This window comes from Streptomyces sp. NPDC000075 (assembly GCF_040301925.1).
Classification (GTDB): domain Bacteria; phylum Actinomycetota; class Actinomycetes; order Streptomycetales; family Streptomycetaceae; genus Streptomyces; species Streptomyces polychromogenes.
The window spans coordinates 20,438-38,146 of the sequence record NZ_JBEPFL010000053.1 but is presented as its reverse complement, the minus strand read 5'-3'; the positions used below and the strand labels follow the sequence as shown (position 1 = coordinate 38,146).

The window sequence follows — 17,709 nt, the reverse complement described above, 5'->3', positions numbered from 1 at the left end:
AGCTCCCGCAGCCGCAAGGGCCAGCGCGTACTGGTCGACGATTTCCTGTTCGAAGTCCTCTTCATCAACCGCCGAGCTCAAGACCCGCGGCCGGCCCGGATCCGTCGAGCAGGGTGTCCAGCAGGGCCGCGCGCCGCTCCCGTTCGCGCTCGCCCCGCTCCGCCTCGGCGTCGTGGTACGCCTCCGACGCGGCGTCGGCCAGCTGGTCCAGTACGTCCCACAGCGCGCCCGCCCCGGCCAGCAGCCGGGGCAGCTCCGCCCGGTCGTGCGCCGCCACCGCCTCGGTCAGGCACTGCCACACCAGCCGCCCGGCCTGCCGGTAGACGCGCCGCAGGGAGCCGAGCGGCAGCCCCTGCCCCGCCCTCAGGGCCCCGGTGGCCCGGGCCTCCGCGAGCTCGACCGGCTCCGCCCGGGAGCTGCGGACCAGGCCCTCCACGGTCTGGCGCAGGGTGCGGTGGACGCGCTCGCGCAGTTCGGCCCGGCCGAGCAGGGCCGCGTAGGCGGGGTCCTCGGTCAGGGTCCGGTCCGTGAGCCGGTCCGCCGCTACGGCGAGCCGGCGGTCCAGGTCCTCGCGTATCTCCTCGATGATCCGCTCCATGACGGGCAGGGTGACACGGGGGAGGGGGCGGTGGGGAGGGCCCGGAGCGAGCCGGTCCGCTAGCGTGGGCTGAGCACTGTAGGTGCAGTGCTCAGCCCCAGCCGCTCCGCCAGACCCCAGGGAACCGCCCATGCGCCAGAATCCGGAACGCCGCGCCGCGCTGCTCGACGCCGCCATCGAGGTCCTGGCCCGCGAGGGCTCCCGGGGCCTGACCCTGCGCGCCGTGGACAAGGAGGCCGGGGTCCCGACCGGCACCGCCTCCAACTACTTCGCCCACCGCGGCCAGTTGCTGGCACAGATCCTGCGCCGCACCCGCGAGCGGCTCACCCCCGACCCGGCCGAAGTCGCCGGGCCCCTCGACACCGTGGAACTGCTCCGCCGGCTCCTCGGCCGGCTGCGGCGCGAGCCCAGCGTCCAGATAGCCGTCCTGGAGCTGCGCCTGGAGGCCACCCGCAGGCCCGAACTCCGCGAGGAGCTGTCCGCGTTCCTGGCCGCCGAGCTGGAGGCCAACATCGCCGGGCACCTGGACGCGGGCCTGCCCGGGGACCGGCAGGGCGTGGAACTGCTCTACTTCGCGATGCAGGGCCTGATCGTGGACGACCTCACCGTGCCCGCCCTCCTCGACGCCCACCCGGTGGAGCCCCTCCTCGGGGTGATGGTGGAGCGTCTGCTCCCGCGGCGGCCCGCCGACTGACTAACGTGGCCCCGGGGAAGCACCGAGGGGCGCGGGGGAGACCGTGGGCAGTGCGCGGCGGGCGGGCGGCGGGGACACTCCGGCGGGGGACGCCCCGGGCGGCGGGGACGGCGGGCCCGGCATCCAGTGGCTGGCCGGCTGGGACGGCTGGTTCGCCGGGCTGACCTTCGCCCGGGGCATAGGCCCCCACCAGCTCGCGGCCCGGCTCGGGGCCGCGCCCGGGGTGCACCCCGGGCCGATGGGCGGGAGCGCGGCCTGGAGCATGGCCGCCGAGACCCCCGACGGGGACGGGGTGGCCCGGGTCGGCCGCTGGGGCGGCTGGTCCTTCGCCGTGGAACACGGGATACCCGCCGGGGCGGACCGCCTCGCCGAGGTCTCCCGCGCGGGCGCCGAGGCCGTCCACCTCGATCCGCAGCCCGACCATCCGCCCAAGCAGTTCGCCTACGCCCGCGACGGCGAGCTGGTGTGCTGCTTCGGCCTCGGCGAGGAGTGCTGGCGCGGCGGCCACCGCCCGGACTTCCTGCTCCCCGAACTCGTCGCCGCGCGGATCCTCGCACCGGACGGCACCTGTCCCCACCCCGACGACGAACCCTGCGGGCCGCGCGAACGGCTGACCCTCGCCGTCCTGGAGGCGCGCTTCGCGCTCTCCCTGCCCCGCCATCTGGTCGAGGACGCTCCCCTTCCGGCGTTCGTGACGCGCACACGATGACACTCTTGATCAAAAACGGACGGGTTCCGGCCAAGCTGTCACGCCCGACCGCGCATGTTCCAGCGGAAAATGCCAGAACGCCGTTCCGCAGTGTGGAACTTGAGTAAGTTCCCTCCTGTCACGCCGTACGACGACCGTGCGCAGCACGTTCGGCCGGGAGGGGAGCCCGCGTGCCCGGGATCGACGAATGCCTGCTCGAAGCCATGGCCCTGCCGGGTGCCCGGGGGGCCGCGCTGGTCGACTGGAGCAGCGGACTGGCCCTCGGGACCGCCGGGGAGTCACCCGTCGGGGACCACGAGACCACCGCCGCCGAGACGGCCGAACTGGCCCGGGCGGCCGCCGAGTACGAGTCCTTCGCCCAGCCCCTCCCCGCCCCGGCGCAGCCGGGCGGACTCGGGGGCCCGCCGGTCGAGGACCTGATCGTCACCACCCGGACCGGCTACCACGTGCTCCGTTTCGTCGAGACCAGCTTCGACAGCAGCGTCTTCCTCCACCTGTGGCTCGACCGGACCGAGGGCAACCTCGCCCTCGCCCGGCTCAGACTCCGCGCCCTGGCCGAAGGGCTGGTGCTCCGGTGACCACCACCCCCTTCCAGGGACTCGCCGCCGTTTCCCCCCTGCTGACCCGGCTCGCCGCCGAGCGCGCCACCGGGGCCCTGCTGCGCGACCGGGGCACCCTCTTCCTGGAGGACGGCCGGATCGTGCACGCCGAGAGCCCCTCCACCCCCGGGCTGGACGTGCTGCTCACGACCGGCGGGGGACTGGCCCCCGAGCGCTGGAACGAGGCCGTCAGCGAGGCCGGCGCCACCCGGCAGGTCGCCCGGTTCCTCGTCGACAGCGGGGGCCTGGCCGACGGGGAGCTGGAGATCTGCCACATAGCCGCGATATTCGACGCCGCCTTCTTCGCGCTCTCCCCGGGCAGCGGCCCCTCCCGGTTCCGCCGGGGCGCCACCCACTGGATCGGCTCCGTCCGCTCGGTCCCGGCGGCCGCCGTGGAACGCGAGACCCGCCGCCGCCGCGAGCTGCTGGACGCCGTGTGGCCCTACCCGCAGCTCGACACCGCCCCGGTCGTGCCCCGGCCGGCCGCGCCCGGTCAGATCGTCACCGCCCGGCAGCGGGCCCTGCTCGGGCAGGCCGACGGCGTACGGACCCCCGCCGACCTGGCCTGGGTACTGGGCCGGCCCGCCTTCCACACCCTGCTCGACGTACGAAGACTCGCGGCGGCCGGGCTCGTCGAGACACCGCACGACCGGCCGGTCCCGGTGGCGGCCGCGCCCCTGCCCGACTGGATGACCCAGGCCCAATCCCCGGACGTGGCGCTGCTCCGCCGGTTACGCGACGCACTGGAGGCAAGTCTGTGAGGCTCCCGCTGCGACCGGTTCTGCGAGCCGACCGATCCGAGCGGAGGCCGCCCGAAGGGAGGAAGGCCGACATGAACACGATGACGGTGCCCGCGGAGACCGAAGCCGAGATACTCGCCGAGCTCCGACGGCTGCGGGCCCGGGTGCCCCAGCTCAGCGGGGCCCTCGCCGCGAGTGCCGACGGCCTGGTCCTGGCCCAGGACAGCGCCGCCTCGGAGGCCGAGTCCGTCGCGGCCCTGACCGCCGCCGCCCTCGGGGTGGCCCAGCGGCTCAGCGACTGCACCGGCCAGGGCGGCTTCCGCGAGCTCCTCGTACGCGGCGAGCACGGCTACGTCGCCACGTACGCCGCGGGCGAGGCGGCCGTCCTCACCCTGATCGCCGAGCCGCGGGTCAACGTCGGCCGCCTCCACCTGGAGGCCCGCCGCTCCAGCGTCCGGATCACCGAGCTCATAGAGGACGGCCTGGGCCGCCGGTCCGGCCCCGCGGCGCCGCCCGCCGACCGCCCCGACCGCTCCTGACGGAAACGACAGATCAAGCCAAACGCAAACGACTGCAAAGGAAGTCTCATGGTCAACGTGGAAACGGCCCTCAAGGAAGCCACCACCAGCATCGAGGGCGCGATCGGCGCGGCCCTCGTCGACTACGGCAGCGGCATGGCCCTCGGCCACGTCGGCGGGGGCAAGGAGCTGGACCTGACGGTCGCCGCGGCCGGGAACACCGACGTGGTGCGGGCCAAGGTCCGCACCATGGAGATGCTCGGCCTGAAGGACGAGATCGAGGACATCCTGATCACTCTCGGCACCCAGTACCACCTCATCAGGCTGATGAAGGGCAGGAACAGCGAGGGCTTCTTCCTCTACCTCGCCCTCGACCGGGGCAGGGCCAATCTGGCCATGGCCCGGCACCAGCTGAAGAAGATCGAGGAGAGCCTGGAGGTCTGACGTATCTGAGGGCGACCCCGCCGGGGTCGCGACGGCGCGGTGGCGGGCGGTTGAATTCTTTGCCGTCCGCCCCGGCGGACCGAGCGATATGTCCGAGATGGGTCAGCTTTATCATCCTGTTACAGAGTAAGATGCTGTAATTGGCTGATCATCAACCCGGTCGACAAAGATAAAAACGCTGGAGAACCCGCCACCCATGCCCCCGCGCCTGAGCATCGTCGTACCCTCCTACAACGTCGAGCTCTACCTCGACGAGTGCCTGGAATCCCTAGCAGCTCAGACGTTCGACGACTTCGAGGTCGTCATCGTCGATGACGGGTCCACGGACAACAGTGCGGCCCTCGCCAAGGCCTTCGCTGAGCGTGACAAGCGCTTCCGGGTGGTCCTCCAGGAGAACGCCGGCCTCGGAGCCGCGCGGAACGTAGGCTTCCGCCACTCCTCGCCGGACAGCGAGTTCGTGGCCTTCGTCGACAGCGACGACACCATGCCCCCGGACGCCTACCAGAAGCTGATCGACGCCCTCGACGCGAGCGGCTCCGATTTCGCCGCGGGCAACGTCAAGCGCTTCCGCTCGGTCGGCATGCAGCAGTCCTGGGGACACCGCGTCGCGTTCGCGAACACGCGGCTGAAGACCCACATCTCCAAGTTCCCGGCGCTGGTCACCGACCGCACCGCGTGGAACAAGGTCTACCGGCGCGGATTCTGGGAGGAGCACGGCTTCCAGTACCCCGAGGGCATCCTCTACGAGGACGCCCCGGTCAGCGTCCCCGCGCACTACTTCGCCAAGAGCGTCGACGTGATCAGCGACGTCGTCTACCACTGGCGGGTCCGCGAGACCGGCGAGCGCTCCATCACCCAGCGCTCCACCGACCCGGTCTCCGTCATCGACCGCGTGACCTCCGTCCGCCTGGTCCGCGAGGCCCTGCTCGGCAAGACCGGCGAGAAGTACGCCCGCTACCTGCGCGACTACGACTACAACGTGCTGAGCGAAGAGCTCCCGCTCATCTACAAGTACGTCGCCGAGGGCGGGGACGACTTCCGCGCCGCCTTCGTCAAGGAGGTCGGCGGCCTCATCCGCGAGATCGGCACCGGCCCCTGGCCCGACCTCACCGTGGCCGACCGGCTCAAGGCCTTCCTCGCCCGCGAGGGCCGCGTCGAGGAGTTCATCGCCCTCCTCCACCACCAGCGGGACTTCTCCTACAGCGTGCCCGTCAAGGGCCTGGCCCGCCCGCAGGCCGACTACCCCTTCCTCAAGGCCCCCGTCCCGCCCAAGCTGCTGACCCTCGGCCCGCGCGAGCGCCGCGTGGTCAGCCGGCTGGAGCAGGCCGCCTGGAGCGACGGCAAGCTGCTGCTGCGCGGCTACGCCCTGCCCGGCCACATGGGCGCCGAGAGCCGCCTGGGCTCCCGCAAGATGCTGGTCTTCCGCGAGCAGGGCAAGCGCCGCCGCACGGTCGTCCCCACCCGCACCGTGGCCTCCCCGATGGCCACCGTGAACTCCCCGCACCTCGCCCTGCGGCACGCCGACTGGGCCGGCTTCACCGCCGTCGTCGAACCGGCCGTCTTCCAGACGGGCGGCAAGTGGCACGAGGGCATATGGACCACCTCCATCGCCGTCACCGGCCCGGGCGGCCTGCACCGGGCCCGCCTCAAGGGCGGCGACCACGACAGCGGCATGAACCCGCCCGCCCACTGGGTCACCCCCGACGTCCGCATCCTGCCGATCGTCGCGGGCGCCCTCACCGTCCAGGTCGAGGTCGTCCGGGCCCGCGCCCTGGACGTCCGCCCCTCGGGCGACGACGCCTTGGAGCTGACCGGCGAGCTCGCGGCCGGAGCGGGCGAGGGCGTGACGCTGCGCGCCGAACACGCCACCGGCGGCACCCTCGACATCCCGCTCACCCAGGCCGCCCCGGCCGGCGGCCGCATCCCCTTCACCGCCGTCGTCCCCCTCTCCGCACTGGCCGCCGCCGCGTCCACGCCGGAGCCCGGCGAGTGGAGCCCCGAGGCCTGGACCCTGACCGTGGTCCGCGCCGACGGCACCCGGCACCCCCTCGTCCACGACGAACGAGGCGGCTTCACCGGCCTGGCCGTACCGCTCCCCGGCGCGGACACCGACCTCGCCGTCTTCGCCAAGCGCAGCAAGGGCGGCCACCTCGTCCTTTCCGTCCAGCCCTCCCCACCGCTCGTCGACACCGTCGGCGCCGAGGACGGCACGCTGACCCTGCGCGGCACCTACCGCGCCCCCGCGGACAGCGCCGACGAGCCGTACGAGCTGGTCCTGCACGACCACCACGGCGCCGAGTTCAGCTACCCCGTCACCCGCGACGGGGACCGCTTCGAAGCCGTCTTCGAGCCCACGCTCCCCGAGCCCTACGCCGGCCGCACGACCCTGCCGCAGGGCCGCTGGTGGCCCACCCTGCGCCCGGTGAGCCGGGGCGGCACCACCGCCGGACTGCTCGGCGTCGACCGGGGCGCCCCCGTCCAGCTCGTCGCCCCCGCCCTGGAATCCGGCCCCCACGCGGTCACCGTGCTCGGCCGTCGCATGCGCGTCGAGGCCCGCCACCACGACCGGATGGCCCTGGTCAGCGACCCGCTGCTGAGCCCGCACGACCGCTCCCGCTTCGCCCAGCGCGTCGCCCGCGACGTGACCTACCCGGCGCAGCGCCGGCTCCCGGTCAAGGACCTGGTCGTCTACGACACCTTCCGGGGCAACGGGGCCGGCGACGCCCCCCGCGCCATCCACGAGGAGCTCCTGCGCCGGGGCGAGAAGCTGGAGCACGTCTGGCTGGTCCGCGACGGCCGCGCCGAGGTCCCGCCGACCGCCCGCGCCGTCCAGTACGACAGCCTGGAGGCCTGGGACGTCCTGGCCCGCGCCCGCTACTACGTCGTCAACGACAGCGTGCCGTCGACCTTCCGGCGCCGCCCCGGCCAGACGGTCGTCCAGACCTGGCACGGGACGCCGCTCAAGCAGATCGGCTACGACTTCGTCCACGACTACTACACCAGCCCCGAGGTCCTGGAGGGCCTGGCCCACGACAGCGCCCAGTGGACGCTGCTCGCCTCCCCGAGCTCGTACGCCACGCCCATCCTCAAGCGGGCCCTGGGCTACGAGGGCGAGGTCGTCGAGTCCGGCAGCCCGCGCACGGACGCCCTGGTGCGCCCCGACGCGGACCGGATCGCGGAGGTCCGCCGGCGGCTGGGCCTGCCCGACGGCAAGAAGGTCGTCCTCTATCTCCCGACCTGGCGCGAGAACCGCGAGGACTGGAGCGGCGGCTACAAGCTCGACCTGCGGATCGACCTGGACGCGGCCCGCCGCGAACTCGGCGAGGACCACGTCCTGCTCGTCCGCGGCCACCACCTGGTCAAGGAGCAGCTCCGCGACGGCGTGCGCGACGGCTTCGTCGTGGACGTGTCCCGCTGGCCCGACACCACGGACCTGCTGCTCGTCGCCGACGTGCTGATCTCGGACTACTCGTCCGCGCTGTTCGACTTCGCGCTGACCGACCGGCCGATCCTGCTCTTCACGTACGACCTGGAGCACTACCGCGACACCCTGCGCGGCTTCACCTTCGACCTGGAGGAGAAGGCCCCCGGCCCGCTGCTGAGGGAGTCCGAGAGCCTGATCGCGGCCGTCCGCGACGCGGACGCCGTGGGCGCCCGCTTCGCCGCGGCGCGGGAGGCGTTCCGCGCCGAGTTCTGCGACCTGGACGACGGCCACGCCGCCGAGCGGGTCGTCGACCGCATGCTCGGGAAGTAGCCGCATAGCCCGAACGGGTGAACGTACGGACCGGCCCCGCGCCCACCGATGAGATTCGGGCGCGGGGCCGGTCCGTATATGAGGAGGGCCGCCCGGCCCCCTCGTCCCCCTGGAGGCAGCAGCCATGACCAGCAACGGCTTCACCACGTGCCTGTGGTTCGACGGCGAGGCGGAGGCCGCCGCCGACCACTACCTGTCCGTCTTCAAGGACGGCCGGATCCTGCGCACCGCCCGCTACACCGAGGCGGGCCCCGGCCCGGCCGGGACGGTGATGGTCGTCGAGTTCGAGATCAACGGCCAGAGGTTCATCGGTCTCAACGGCGGCCCCCAGTTCCCCTTCACCGAGGCCATCTCGTTCCAGATCCACTGCGCGGACGAGGCCGAGGCGGACTACTACTACGACGCCCTGACCCGCGACGGCGGGCAGGAGTCGGCCTGCGGCTGGGTCAAGGACCGGTTCGGGGTCTCCTGGCAGGTGATCCCGCCCGGTGCCATCGACCTGATCAGCGACCCCGACCCGGGCCGGGCCGCCCGGGCCACGGCCGCGATGATGGGGATGAAGAAGCTCGACGTGGCCGCCATGCGCCGCGCGGCCGACGAAGCGGGAACCGCCTAGGCGAAGCGGGCCAGCAGGGCCGGGAGGGCGGTGCCGATGGGTTCGCGGACCACCTCGGCGGCGAGGGAGTCGTACGGGGTCTCCTCCGCGTTGACGATGATCAGCCGCGCCCCGGCCTCGGCGGCCATCCCGGCGAGCGAGGCCGCCGGCTGCACCTGGAGGGTCGTGCCGACGGCGATGAACACCTGGCACCCCTTGGCCACGGCCACCGCCCCGGCGAGCACCTCGGGATCCAGCCGCTCCCCGAACATCACGGTCGCCGCCTTGAGGATCCCCCCGCAGTCCGCGCACGCCGGATCGGGCTCCCCGGCGGCGACCCGGGCCAGCGCCGCGTCCATGTCCGACCGGGCGTGGCAGCGGGTGCACACCACCTCCCGGGCCGTGCCGTGCAGCTCGAACACCTTGCGGGCCGGCAGCCCGGCGAGCTGGTGCAGCCCGTCCACGTTCTGCGTGATCACCCGGACCGGGGTGCCGCCCCGCTCCAGCTCGGCCACGGCCCGGTGCGCCGCGTTGGGCCGGGCGGCGAGGGCGCCGATCTCCGCGCGCATCATCCAGGAGCGGCGGCGGATCTCCGGATCGGCCATGTAGTACTCGTACGTCACGAGCTTCTCGGCCTCCGGGTCGCGCCGCCACAACCCCTGCGGCCCCCGGTAGTCCGGAATCCCGGAGTCCGTGGACATCCCGGCCCCGCTGAACACTGCGACAAGCTGCTTCCCCATGCGGCGACCCTAGGCGGAACCCGTCCGGACCCGCGAACGAATTCCGCGCCGCCCGCGCCGCCGTGCCGATGGGGCGGGGCCGGTCGGCGCAAGCGGAGGGGCGTTTCTGCGGTGAATCTCCACACCCACCGGAGTGAGAACGGGCCGCGCCCCCGGCTGACCGTGCGGGCCGCCGGTTACATACCGGACATGACGCTCACCCCACACCGCTCCGGCGCCCTGCTGCTCGCCGCCGTGTCCGCCCTGTTCCCCCTGGTCGCGTCGTCGGCACCGGCGGCCGCCCTCGCCGATCCGCAGCCGCGCCACCACGGGCAGCAGCACGCTCCCGTCCACCCGCAGTCCCGCTGGTTCCACCGGCACACCACGGAGGAGATCACCCGCTTCCTGCGGAACTTCTACGGCAGCCACGGCCCTTCGGAACAGGACCGGCTCCAGCGGGTCTCGCAGCTGCTCAAGGACAAACAGGCGCACACCCCGGAGAGCGACGTCCTGCTCTGCCGGCCGGGCACGCCGCAGTCGATCACCGTCGGCCAGGCCACCGCCATGCCGTCCGCCTTCGTCGGCTGGGCCACCGTCACCACCACTTGGCCCTCCGGGGTCACGGACACCTTCACCGCGTACGTCCGTACGGACTCCCGTCCGATTACCCTCGACGATGTGATCTGCGCGGGGTGATTCCGGGGTAGGACACCCCGCATGACACGATTTGAGATCACCGGCGCGAGCGCCGCCGACATGAAGACGCTGTGCGAGTGGGCCGACGAGGAGGGCTGGAACCCGGGCGAGGGCGACCGCTTCGCCTTCGCGGTCGCCGACCCGGGCGGGTTCCTCGTCGGCCGGCTCGACGGGAAGCCGGTCGCCTGCATCTCCGCCGTGCGCTACGGCGGGGGCTTCGGTTTCATCGGCTTCTACATCGCCCGCCCCGAGGTGCGCGGCCAGGGCTACGGCATCCAGCTGTGGCGGGCCGGGATGGAGCGCCTCGACGGGCGGCTGATCGGCCTCGACGGGGTGGTGGACCAGCAGGACAACTACCGCAAGTCCGGGTTCCGTTCCGCCTGGACGAACATGCGCTGGACCGGCGTTCCCCGGCCGGGCGACGACGCGGGCGTGGAGATCGTGGACGCCTCCTCGCTGCCCTTCGCCCGGCTCGCCGCCTACGACCGCAGGTTCTTCCCCGAGCCGCGCGACGCCTTCCTCTCCGCCTGGACCGGACTGCCCGGCCGCACCGCCCTGGCCGCCGTCCGCGACGGGGAGATCGAGGGCCTCGGGGTGGTCCGTCCCGGCAGCTCCGCCGCCCGGATCGGGCCCGTGTACGCGGCCTCGCCGCAGGTGGCGGCCGCTCTGGTGCGCGGGCTCGCCGGGCACGTCCCCGGCGGGGAGGTCGCGGTGGACGTGCCCGACGTGAACCCGGCCGCGGCGGCCGTGGCGGCCGGTCTGGGGCTGAGCCCGGGGTTCGAGACCGCCCGTATGTACACCGGCCCGGCGCCTGAGCTGGACCTGTCCGGGCTGTACGGGGTCAGCAGCCTCGAACTGGGCTGACGGGCGGGATTCGGAAGAGACGGCTCGCGCCGTGGGGCCGGGCGGCGGTCGGCGTCGCCGCCCGGCCCGTCCGCGGGGACCGGGCCCGTCGGGGCCCTCAGATGCCGAAGAGCACGCCGGTGCTGCTGCGCAGGCCGCAGGGGTTGCCGAAGGTGTAGGTGTAGCTGATGCGGCGGCCCTGCCACACCCCGTCGGCCGTGACCGTCATCGGGTTCCACTCGCGGGTGCACGCGGTGTCGGGGCGCGGAGCGGCGAGGGCGTCGAGCGAGGAGGGCCCGGTCGCCTTCAGTTCGGCGCAGGCGGCGGCCGGCGAGGGGTGCGTGCCGCCCGGCCGGGGCGCGCACACGAGGGTCACGGCGCGCAGCACGGTCCCGGCGGCCGCGTTCTGACCGGCCGTCACGCTGACCACGAGCGCGGAGGGGGCGTACAGGCTCTGCGTTCCGGTCGGTGCCGCGTCGGCGGCTCCGGTCCCGGCCAGGGCGGTGAGGGCGGTGAGCGCCATTGCTCCGGAAGCCAGTCCCAGACTCCTGGTGATGGACCGCATTTCGAACACTCCTCGGGGTCGGTGTTTCGGATAGCGGACGCGAGTCTTGCCCATCCGGGGCGGGAACGCCCGTTCGTACCGCAGTTTCTCGTCACTGATCGTGAGCGCATGAGTGCAGTCCGCAGCGGCCCGGGCGGCCGTGACCTGTGGGGGAGGGGATCCGGGAATAGGCCGAACACGCCCCCCGTACGGCACCGGCCCGGGGGCCGGGGTGACGTGCGGGGGGGCGGAACCGGTGGTCGTCCCGGCGGGCGCCGGGGAGTTCAGCGGGTGGCGGTGGGGCGGGGGGCGTAGAGGTCGATGAGGCGGGTGCGGGTCTGCTGGAGCCGTACCGCGAGGACCCGTCCGACCCAGTGGCCGATGGCCGAGCCGAAGGCGGGATCGGCGTCCATGAGCATCCGCACGGCCGGCCCGTCGAACTCGTAGGCCCGTACGGGGGTCATCGCCTCGGCGCTCAGCTGCCAGGTGTACGGCGGGAACAGCCAGGACCAGCCGACGAGCTCGCCGGGGCCGAGGCTCTCGACGGGCGCCGCGCCCCGGTGGCCTCCGGACGGGAGCGGGACCTCCAGGGTCACCGTGCCGGAGCGCACGATCCAGAAGGCCTCCGCGCGGGCGCCCTCGTCGAAGATCCGGGCGCCCTCGGGGAAATTGACCTCATGTGCCTGCGCCATCAGCCGGCCGCGGTGCTCGGCGGACAGTACGGCGGCGATCCGGATGGGGGAAGGTGTGCTCACGACGGCCTCCGTTCAGGACCCCCCGCAACCTTCTGGTCCCCCCAGTGTCGCCGACGGGGGCCGGATCGCGGCACACCGCGGGCCGGAAGCCGCGGGGAGCCGCCGGGAGGACCCGCGTCCCGCCCGGCCGCGGGTGTCCCGGAGCCCGTCCTACTCCTCGGCGGCGGCCTCCATGCAGGCCAGCTCCATCGCGTCGAGCACCGCCTCGTGGCCGCGTCCGCTGAGCTCGGCCACGTTCTCGATCTGCGCCGTCGCCCAGGAGGCCAGGGTCATCACCAGCACGCGCAGCCCGTCCGTGCCGTGCTCGGCGAGGACGGCGTCGGCCACGGTCATGGCGCCCTCGGGCACCCGCTCCGGGGGTTCCAGCCCGGCGAGCCCGCGCAGCATCGCCAGGGTGCGGCGGGAGATCTCCGGAGTGATCCTCGCCAGCCGCATGTCCTCGTCCTCGTCCATCGTCCCCGCCCTCCGACGCCCCTCGGTCCCTCAGGGCACGGTAGAGCGGCGCGGTCCCGCGCGGGGCCGTTTCACCGGTGGACACCCGTGGGAAGGGGCGGTCCCGGCCCACGCGGTTGACGTACGGGGGACCGGGTCGCCCCGGTGCCTTCCCTCCGGTACGACCGGCCGGTAACTTGTCCGCCGCAGCCGCCCGGACGGGGCGGCCGGACCGGGTGGGAGCCAGATGAAGAGCCTCGTACGGGTGCTGCTGAGCGTGCTACTCCTGGCGGGCGGCGGTGTCCTGCCGGCCGCCGTCCCCGCCCTGGCCGCCGTACCGGCCGCGCCACCGGCCGCGCAGTCCGCCGACCCGGCCTCCTGGACGCCCCCGCTCTCCACCCGGGGCCGGTACGTCGTCGACGCCCTGGGCAACCGGTTCCGGCTGCGCTCCGGCAACTGGGACGGCGCCCAGGGCTCCTGGAGCGGCTCCGGGGACGTCGCCGACCCCGCCACCCACCACGCGGGCCAGGACTCCCACGGCATCCCCCTGGGCCTGGACCGGGTCCCCCTGCCCACCCTGCTCGCCGACTTCCGCGCGCTCGGGCTGAACAGCGTCCGGCTGCCGTTCTCCAACGAGATGCTCCACACCACCGCCCCCGTCCCGGACGCGGCCGTCGCCGCCAACCCGGCGCTGCGCGGCCGCACCCCGCTCCAGGTCTACGACGCCGTCGTCGCCGCCCTCACCGGCGCGGGCTTCGCCGTCATCCTCAACAACCACACCGGAACCACCCGCTGGTGCTGCGGCCTCGACGGCAACGAGCGGTGGAACAGCACCCGTTCCACCGCCCAGTGGGCCGACGACTGGGTCTTCCTCGCCCGCCGCTACCGCGACAACCCCCGCGTGGCCGGCGCCGACCTCTACAACGAGGTCCGCCGCGACACCTGGGACGACCCCAACTGGGGCCTGGGCGACGGCCACGACTGGCAGGCGGCCGCCGAGGAGGCCGCCGACCGGATCCTGGCCGAGGCCAACCCGGACCTGCTCATCGTCATCGAGGGCATCAACTGGACGGGCATCCCCGCCGACGGCCTCCCGCACGGCCGCCCCACCCTCACCCCCGTCCGCGCCCTCTCCCACACCCTCGTCGTCTCGAACAAGCTGGTCTACTCGGCCCACTTCTACGGCTACACCGGCCCCCACCACAGCGGCGCGACCGGCCTCGGCGAGACCCATGACCTCCGCTACCAGGACATGAGCCGCAGCCAGCTCGAACAGACCCTCTACGACCAGGCCTTCTTCGTCTCCGCCGAGACCGGTGCGCACTTCACCGCCCCGGTGTGGATCAGTGAGTTCGGCATCGGCGCCGACGAGACCGGTACCGCCCCGCGCGCCTGGTTCCAGAACATGACCGGCTACCTGGCCTCCTCCGACGCCGACTTCGCCTACTGGCCGCTCGTCGGCTGGAGCACCACCGCACAGGGCGCCCCCGGCGGCGACAGCTGGGCGATGCTCCGCTACGACAACACCGGCCGGCGCACCGGGGTCCTGGACCCCGGCGACTGGCGCACCGCCCCCTGGACCGCCCTGGCCACCGCCCTCGGACGCACCGGCCCCGTCCCCGCCACCCCCGCCTGGTACCAGCTCAGCACCGACCACCGGGACCAGAACGCCTCACTGGTCACCCGGGCCTCCGGGGACTGGGACAGCGGCGCCCGCAAGGCCGTCTGCCCCGACGGTGCCCGCCTGGCGGGCCTCAGCCACACCGGCGGGCGCGGGCTGTGCTCCACCTCGGACCTGCGCTCCCCGGGCGGCGGCCAGACCGTGGTCCGCGACGAGTCGTACGTCCCGCCGGGCGGGGACTGGGCCACCGGCTACACCAAACTCCAGTGCCCGGCCGGACGGTTCCTGACCGGGTACGCCCTGCGCGGCGAGCGGGTCTCCTCGGCCCTGTGCGCCCCGGCCCGCGTGCCCCTCGCGGGAGCCGCCCGCACGGTGTGGTTCGACCGGGGCGACGCCCGCCCGGCCGGGAACCCGGGTGCCGACTACGCCCAGGGCCACTACAAGGGCCAGTGCCTGCCCACCGAGTACGCGGCGGGCATCGCCTTCACCGCCCGGGCCGGTTTCCGCCCGTCCCCCGCGTCCCTGCTGTGCCGGGCGCTGCCGACGGGCTGAGCGGGCGGGCCCGGGGAAGCCGGCCCGGGGGAGCCGCGCCGGCCGCGTGGCCCCCGGGCGTCGCCCGCCGTTCGGCATCCGGTGGGTCAAGTCTGGTGACCCGCAAGGCGATTCGCCCTAGGGTGCGCCCGTACGGACAACGGAAAACCGAACTGGGGGGTTCATGCGTAGATCCAGAGGGCTGGCAGCCGCTCTCGCCCTTTCCCTGGCCGGCACCGGAGCGGTCGTGGGACTCGGGCTCGTCCCGCAGGCGGCCGCCATCACCCCGCCCGTGGCCTTCACCGCCGACGCGCTGCCCACCTGGCAGCCCAACGGCATCGTCTGGGCCCTCGCCGAGGCCGGGGGCACCGTCTTCGTCGGCGGGACCTTCTCCGCCGTGCGCCCGCCCGCGGGCGGGGCGGGCGCCGAGCAGCCGGCCGTGAACTTCGCCGCCCTCGACGCGGCGACCGGCGCCCCGACCTCCTGCACCCTGTCCTTCACCGTCGCCGGCGGCACCGCCACCGTCCGCGCGCTCACCCTGTCGCCGGACAAGAAGACGCTGTACGCGGGCGGCTACTTCGGCGCGGTCAACGGCACCCCGGTCTCCAGCATCGCCGCCATCGACGTGGCCGGCTGCACGGTGAAGCCGTCCTTCCGCCCCGCCTTCGCCGCCACCGTCCGGGCCATCGCCGTCACCGGCGACACGGTCTACGCGGGCGGCGACTTCCTCACCGTGAGCGGCCAGCCCCGGCAGCGCTTCGCCGCCGTCGCCGCCGCGGACGGCGCGCTGCGCCCCTTCCGGGCCGACGCGGACGAGCCCGGCCGCGCCGTCGAGGTCACGCCGGACGGCAAGAACGTCCTGCTCGGCGGTGACTTCTTCACCGTCAACGGGACGAACACGCACGCCCTGGCCGTCGTCGACTCCTCCACCGGCGCCCTCACCAAGGGCTACCCCGGCTTCATCGAGACCAACTCCGTGGTCAAGGACATCGCGACCGACGCCACCGGCTTCTACACCGCCAACGAGGGCACCGGCGGCGGGGTCTTCGACGGACGCATCGCCCTGAACCTCTCCGACTTCGGCCAGCGCTGGCGCGACACCTGCCTGGGCGCCACCCAGGCCGTGCTGCCGTACCAGAACGTGCTCTACAGCGCCTCGCACGCGCACGACTGCTCCAGCGTCGGCGAGTACCCCGACGGCCAGCGCCACCACCTGCTGGCGCAGCCCACCACCGGCGTCGGCAAGCTGGGCTGGGCGCCCGACACCAACGACGGCGTCGGCGAGGGCATCGGGCCGCGCGTGATGACCGTCGGCGCCAAGAACGGCACCCCGTACCTGTGGGTCGGCGGTGAGTTCACCACCGTCAACGGGGCGGCGCAGCAGAGCCTGACGCGCTTCTCCTCCACCGGTGACACGGGCGCGCCGACGGTTCCCCTCGCCAGCGCGGCGAGCGTGAGGCCCGGGGAGGTCCAGGTGCGCTGGCGCACCAGCCTCGACCTCGACGACAGCGCGCTCACCTACCGGATCTACCGCAACGGTGCCGCCTCCCCGATCGCCACGGTCACCGCGGACTCGCTGTTCTTCAAGCGCCCGCAGGCCTCCTGGACCGACACCACCGCCCAGCCCGGCCAGTCGTACACCTACCGCGTGACGGCCACCGACGCGGCCGGCAACGTCAGCGCCCCGTCCGCCCCGGCGGCCGTGACCGTGCCGACCTCGGCGGAGGCCTACGCCGGCCAGGTCCGCGCGGACGGCGCCCAGCTGTACTGGCGCTACGACGACACGGTCCTGCCGTACGTCGCGGACTCCTCGGACGGCGGCAACCAGGCGGGCGTGCACCACTACGGCCCGGCCCTGCGGCAGAGCCCCGGGGCGGTGGCCGGCGCGAGCACGGCCATCGGCTTCAACGGCACCGACGCGCACGTGTACGGCGACCGGCGCCAGACGGTGGGCGCCTCCTACAGCATCGAGACCTGGTTCAAGACCGGCACCACCCGGGGCGGGAAGCTGGTGGGCTTCGGCAGCCAGCAGATCAACGGCAGCGGCCAGTACGACAAGCACGTCTACATGACCAACGACGGCCGGCTGGTCTACGGCGTCTACACCGGGGCCACGCGCACCATCACCACCACCGCCGCGTACAACGACGACAAGTGGCACCACGTCGTCGCCACCCAGGGCCCCGGAGGCATGACCCTGTACGTGGACGGGGTCCAGCGGGGCACCCTGGGCGTCACCACGCACGAGAACTACACGGGCTACTGGCGCGTCGGCTTCGACGGGCTCGGCGGCTGGCCGGACCGGCCGGCCAGCGAGCACTGGGCGGGCCTGATGGACGAGACGGCCGTCTACCCGACCGTCCTGAGCGCGGCGCAGGTGCGCAACCACTTCGCCCTGGCCTCCGCCCCGGCCGACTCGGCCGTCCAGGTCACGGCGGCCGAGGACACGTACGCCAACGCGGGCGCCCCGGACGCCAACTACGGCTCCTCCGCCTCCCTGGCCGTCCGCGGGACCTCCCTGTACACCAGCTACCTGCGCTTCGACCTGCCGGCCGCCCCGGCGGGCAAGGTGCTCACGTCGGCCACGCTCAGCGTGAAGACCAGCACGATGGCGGGCGCCGGCACCACGGACACGGTCTCGGTCGTCCCGGTCACGGGAGCGTGGACGGAAGCGGGGACCACCTACGTCAACCGCCCGGGCACGGGCGCCCCGGCGCTCGGCGCGTTCCCCGGGATCCCGGACGGTTCGGCGGTTCACACCGCCGGGCTGAACACGGGCGCCGTCGCGGCCGCGCTGGGCGGCTCGTACGCGCTCGCGCTGACCAGTGCGGGAACGGACGCGCTGTGGCTGTGGTCCTCGGAGGCGGCGGCCGGCGAGGCGACACCGCGCCTCACGCTCACCTTCGGGACGCCGTGA

17 protein-coding genes are annotated in these 17,709 nt (G+C 73.8%); 12 read left to right on the top strand and 5 right to left on the bottom strand.

Annotated features, from left to right (window positions below; translation table 11 throughout):
* Positions 1–64: 64 nt before the first annotated feature.
* A complete protein-coding gene (locus ABT403_RS36810; RefSeq protein ID WP_351650788.1) occupies positions 65–598 on the bottom strand; it encodes an RsbRD N-terminal domain-containing protein in 534 nt (177 codons plus the stop codon).
* Positions 599–728: 130 nt separating this feature from the next.
* On the opposite strand from ABT403_RS36810, the gene ABT403_RS36805 reads away from it, so the two are divergent.
* The 8 genes from ABT403_RS36805 to ABT403_RS36770 all read left to right on the top strand — a co-directional run bounded on the left by ABT403_RS36805 (position 729) and on the right by ABT403_RS36770 (position 8,672).
* Entirely contained in the window at positions 729–1,292 is a 564-nt protein-coding gene (locus ABT403_RS36805; protein WP_344168287.1) for a TetR/AcrR family transcriptional regulator, read from the top strand.
* A 43-nt stretch (positions 1,293–1,335) separates the two neighbouring features.
* Positions 1,336–2,001 (top strand): DUF6461 domain-containing protein, encoded by a 666-nt coding sequence (locus ABT403_RS36800; RefSeq protein ID WP_344168283.1) that lies wholly within the window; start codon positions 1,336–1,338, stop codon positions 1,999–2,001.
* A gap of 170 nt (positions 2,002–2,171) precedes the next feature.
* Positions 2,172–2,579 carry a roadblock/LC7 domain-containing protein gene (locus ABT403_RS36795; RefSeq protein WP_344168280.1) on the top strand — a complete coding sequence of 136 codons (408 nt, stop codon included), beginning with the start codon at positions 2,172–2,174 and terminating at the stop codon, positions 2,577–2,579.
* The gene (locus ABT403_RS36790; protein WP_344168277.1) at positions 2,576–3,361 is read left to right on the top strand and encodes a transcriptional regulator; all 786 of its coding nucleotides are present in this window, start codon (positions 2,576–2,578) and stop codon (positions 3,359–3,361) included. Before ABT403_RS36795 ends, ABT403_RS36790 begins: the two co-directional genes overlap by 4 nt.
* Positions 3,362–3,432: 71 nt before the next feature.
* Positions 3,433–3,879, top strand: a complete 447-nt coding sequence (locus ABT403_RS36785) for a roadblock/LC7 domain-containing protein (RefSeq protein WP_344168274.1) — start codon at positions 3,433–3,435, stop codon at positions 3,877–3,879.
* A 48-nt stretch (positions 3,880–3,927) separates the two neighbouring features.
* On the top strand, positions 3,928–4,302 hold the full coding sequence (locus ABT403_RS36780; RefSeq protein WP_344168271.1) for a hypothetical protein: 375 nt from the start codon (positions 3,928–3,930) through the stop codon (positions 4,300–4,302).
* 196 nt (positions 4,303–4,498) lie between these two features.
* Positions 4,499–8,056, top strand: coding sequence for a bifunctional glycosyltransferase/CDP-glycerol:glycerophosphate glycerophosphotransferase (locus ABT403_RS36775; protein WP_344168269.1), 3,558 nt, complete (start codon positions 4,499–4,501; stop codon positions 8,054–8,056).
* A 124-nt stretch (positions 8,057–8,180) separates the two neighbouring features.
* The gene (locus ABT403_RS36770) at positions 8,181–8,672 is read left to right on the top strand and encodes a VOC family protein (protein WP_344168267.1); all 492 of its coding nucleotides are present in this window, start codon (positions 8,181–8,183) and stop codon (positions 8,670–8,672) included.
* Here ABT403_RS36770 and ABT403_RS36765 read toward each other — a convergent pair.
* Positions 8,669–9,391 (bottom strand): SIR2 family NAD-dependent protein deacylase, encoded by a 723-nt coding sequence (locus ABT403_RS36765; RefSeq protein WP_344168265.1) that lies wholly within the window; start codon positions 9,389–9,391, stop codon positions 8,669–8,671. The two genes, ABT403_RS36770 and ABT403_RS36765, sit on opposite strands and share 4 nt — an antisense overlap.
* A 189-nt stretch (positions 9,392–9,580) precedes the next feature.
* Between ABT403_RS36765 and ABT403_RS36760 the strand changes: the two genes are divergently transcribed.
* Together ABT403_RS36760 and ABT403_RS36755 are read left to right on the top strand one after the other, a co-directional pair.
* Complete coding sequence (locus ABT403_RS36760) at positions 9,581–10,066, top strand: hypothetical protein (protein WP_344168263.1); 486 nt, start codon at positions 9,581–9,583, stop codon at positions 10,064–10,066.
* Positions 10,067–10,087: 21 nt separating this feature from the next.
* Positions 10,088–10,930 carry a GNAT family N-acetyltransferase gene (locus ABT403_RS36755; protein WP_344168260.1) on the top strand — a complete coding sequence of 281 codons (843 nt, stop codon included), beginning with the start codon at positions 10,088–10,090 and terminating at the stop codon, positions 10,928–10,930.
* 97 nt (positions 10,931–11,027) lie between these two features.
* Here the strand turns inward: ABT403_RS36755 and ABT403_RS36750 are convergent, their stop codons facing one another.
* The 3 genes from ABT403_RS36750 to ABT403_RS36740 form a co-directional block, all read right to left on the bottom strand.
* On the bottom strand, positions 11,028–11,474 hold the full coding sequence (locus ABT403_RS36750) for a subtilase-type protease inhibitor (RefSeq protein WP_344168257.1): 447 nt from the start codon (positions 11,472–11,474) through the stop codon (positions 11,028–11,030).
* Positions 11,475–11,737: 263 nt separating this feature from the next.
* Positions 11,738–12,208 (bottom strand): Crp/Fnr family transcriptional regulator, encoded by a 471-nt coding sequence (locus tag ABT403_RS36745; protein ID WP_344168254.1) that lies wholly within the window; start codon positions 12,206–12,208, stop codon positions 11,738–11,740.
* A gap of 150 nt (positions 12,209–12,358) precedes the next feature.
* A complete protein-coding gene (locus tag ABT403_RS36740) occupies positions 12,359–12,661 on the bottom strand; it encodes a hypothetical protein (protein WP_344168251.1) in 303 nt (100 codons plus the stop codon).
* Positions 12,662–12,887: 226 nt separating this feature from the next.
* Between ABT403_RS36740 and ABT403_RS36735 the strand changes: the two genes are divergently transcribed.
* Complete coding sequence (locus ABT403_RS36735; protein WP_344168247.1) at positions 12,888–14,813, top strand: glycoside hydrolase family 5 protein; 1,926 nt, start codon at positions 12,888–12,890, stop codon at positions 14,811–14,813.
* A gap of 163 nt (positions 14,814–14,976) precedes the next feature.
* On the top strand, positions 14,977–17,709 hold the full coding sequence (locus ABT403_RS36730) for a DNRLRE domain-containing protein (RefSeq protein ID WP_344168244.1): 2,733 nt from the start codon (positions 14,977–14,979) through the stop codon (positions 17,707–17,709).

Bases quoted from the DNA above. Each gene is read 5' to 3' on its own strand.
- ABT403_RS36740 (WP_344168251.1), bottom strand. From the start codon at position 12,661: ATGGACGAGGACGAGGACATGCGGCTGGCGAGGATCACTCCGGAGATC.
- ABT403_RS36775 (WP_344168269.1), top strand. From the start codon at position 4,499: ATGCCCCCGCGCCTGAGCATCGTCGTACCCTCCTACAACGTCGAGCTC.
- ABT403_RS36805 (WP_344168287.1), top strand. From the start codon at position 729: ATGCGCCAGAATCCGGAACGCCGCGCCGCGCTGCTCGACGCCGCCATC.
- ABT403_RS36755 (WP_344168260.1), top strand. From the start codon at position 10,088: ATGACACGATTTGAGATCACCGGCGCGAGCGCCGCCGACATGAAGACG.
- ABT403_RS36780 (WP_344168271.1), top strand. From the start codon at position 3,928: ATGGTCAACGTGGAAACGGCCCTCAAGGAAGCCACCACCAGCATCGAG.
- ABT403_RS36750 (WP_344168257.1), bottom strand. From the start codon at position 11,474: ATGCGGTCCATCACCAGGAGTCTGGGACTGGCTTCCGGAGCAATGGCG.
- ABT403_RS36785 (WP_344168274.1), top strand. From the start codon at position 3,433: ATGAACACGATGACGGTGCCCGCGGAGACCGAAGCCGAGATACTCGCC.
- ABT403_RS36810 (WP_351650788.1), bottom strand. From the start codon at position 598: ATGGAGCGGATCATCGAGGAGATACGCGAGGACCTGGACCGCCGGCTC.
- ABT403_RS36730 (WP_344168244.1), top strand. From the start codon at position 14,977: ATGCGTAGATCCAGAGGGCTGGCAGCCGCTCTCGCCCTTTCCCTGGCC.
- ABT403_RS36770 (WP_344168267.1), top strand. From the start codon at position 8,181: ATGACCAGCAACGGCTTCACCACGTGCCTGTGGTTCGACGGCGAGGCG.
- ABT403_RS36765 (WP_344168265.1), bottom strand. From the start codon at position 9,391: ATGGGGAAGCAGCTTGTCGCAGTGTTCAGCGGGGCCGGGATGTCCACG.
- ABT403_RS36760 (WP_344168263.1), top strand. From the start codon at position 9,581: ATGACGCTCACCCCACACCGCTCCGGCGCCCTGCTGCTCGCCGCCGTG.
- ABT403_RS36735 (WP_344168247.1), top strand. From the start codon at position 12,888: ATGAAGAGCCTCGTACGGGTGCTGCTGAGCGTGCTACTCCTGGCGGGC.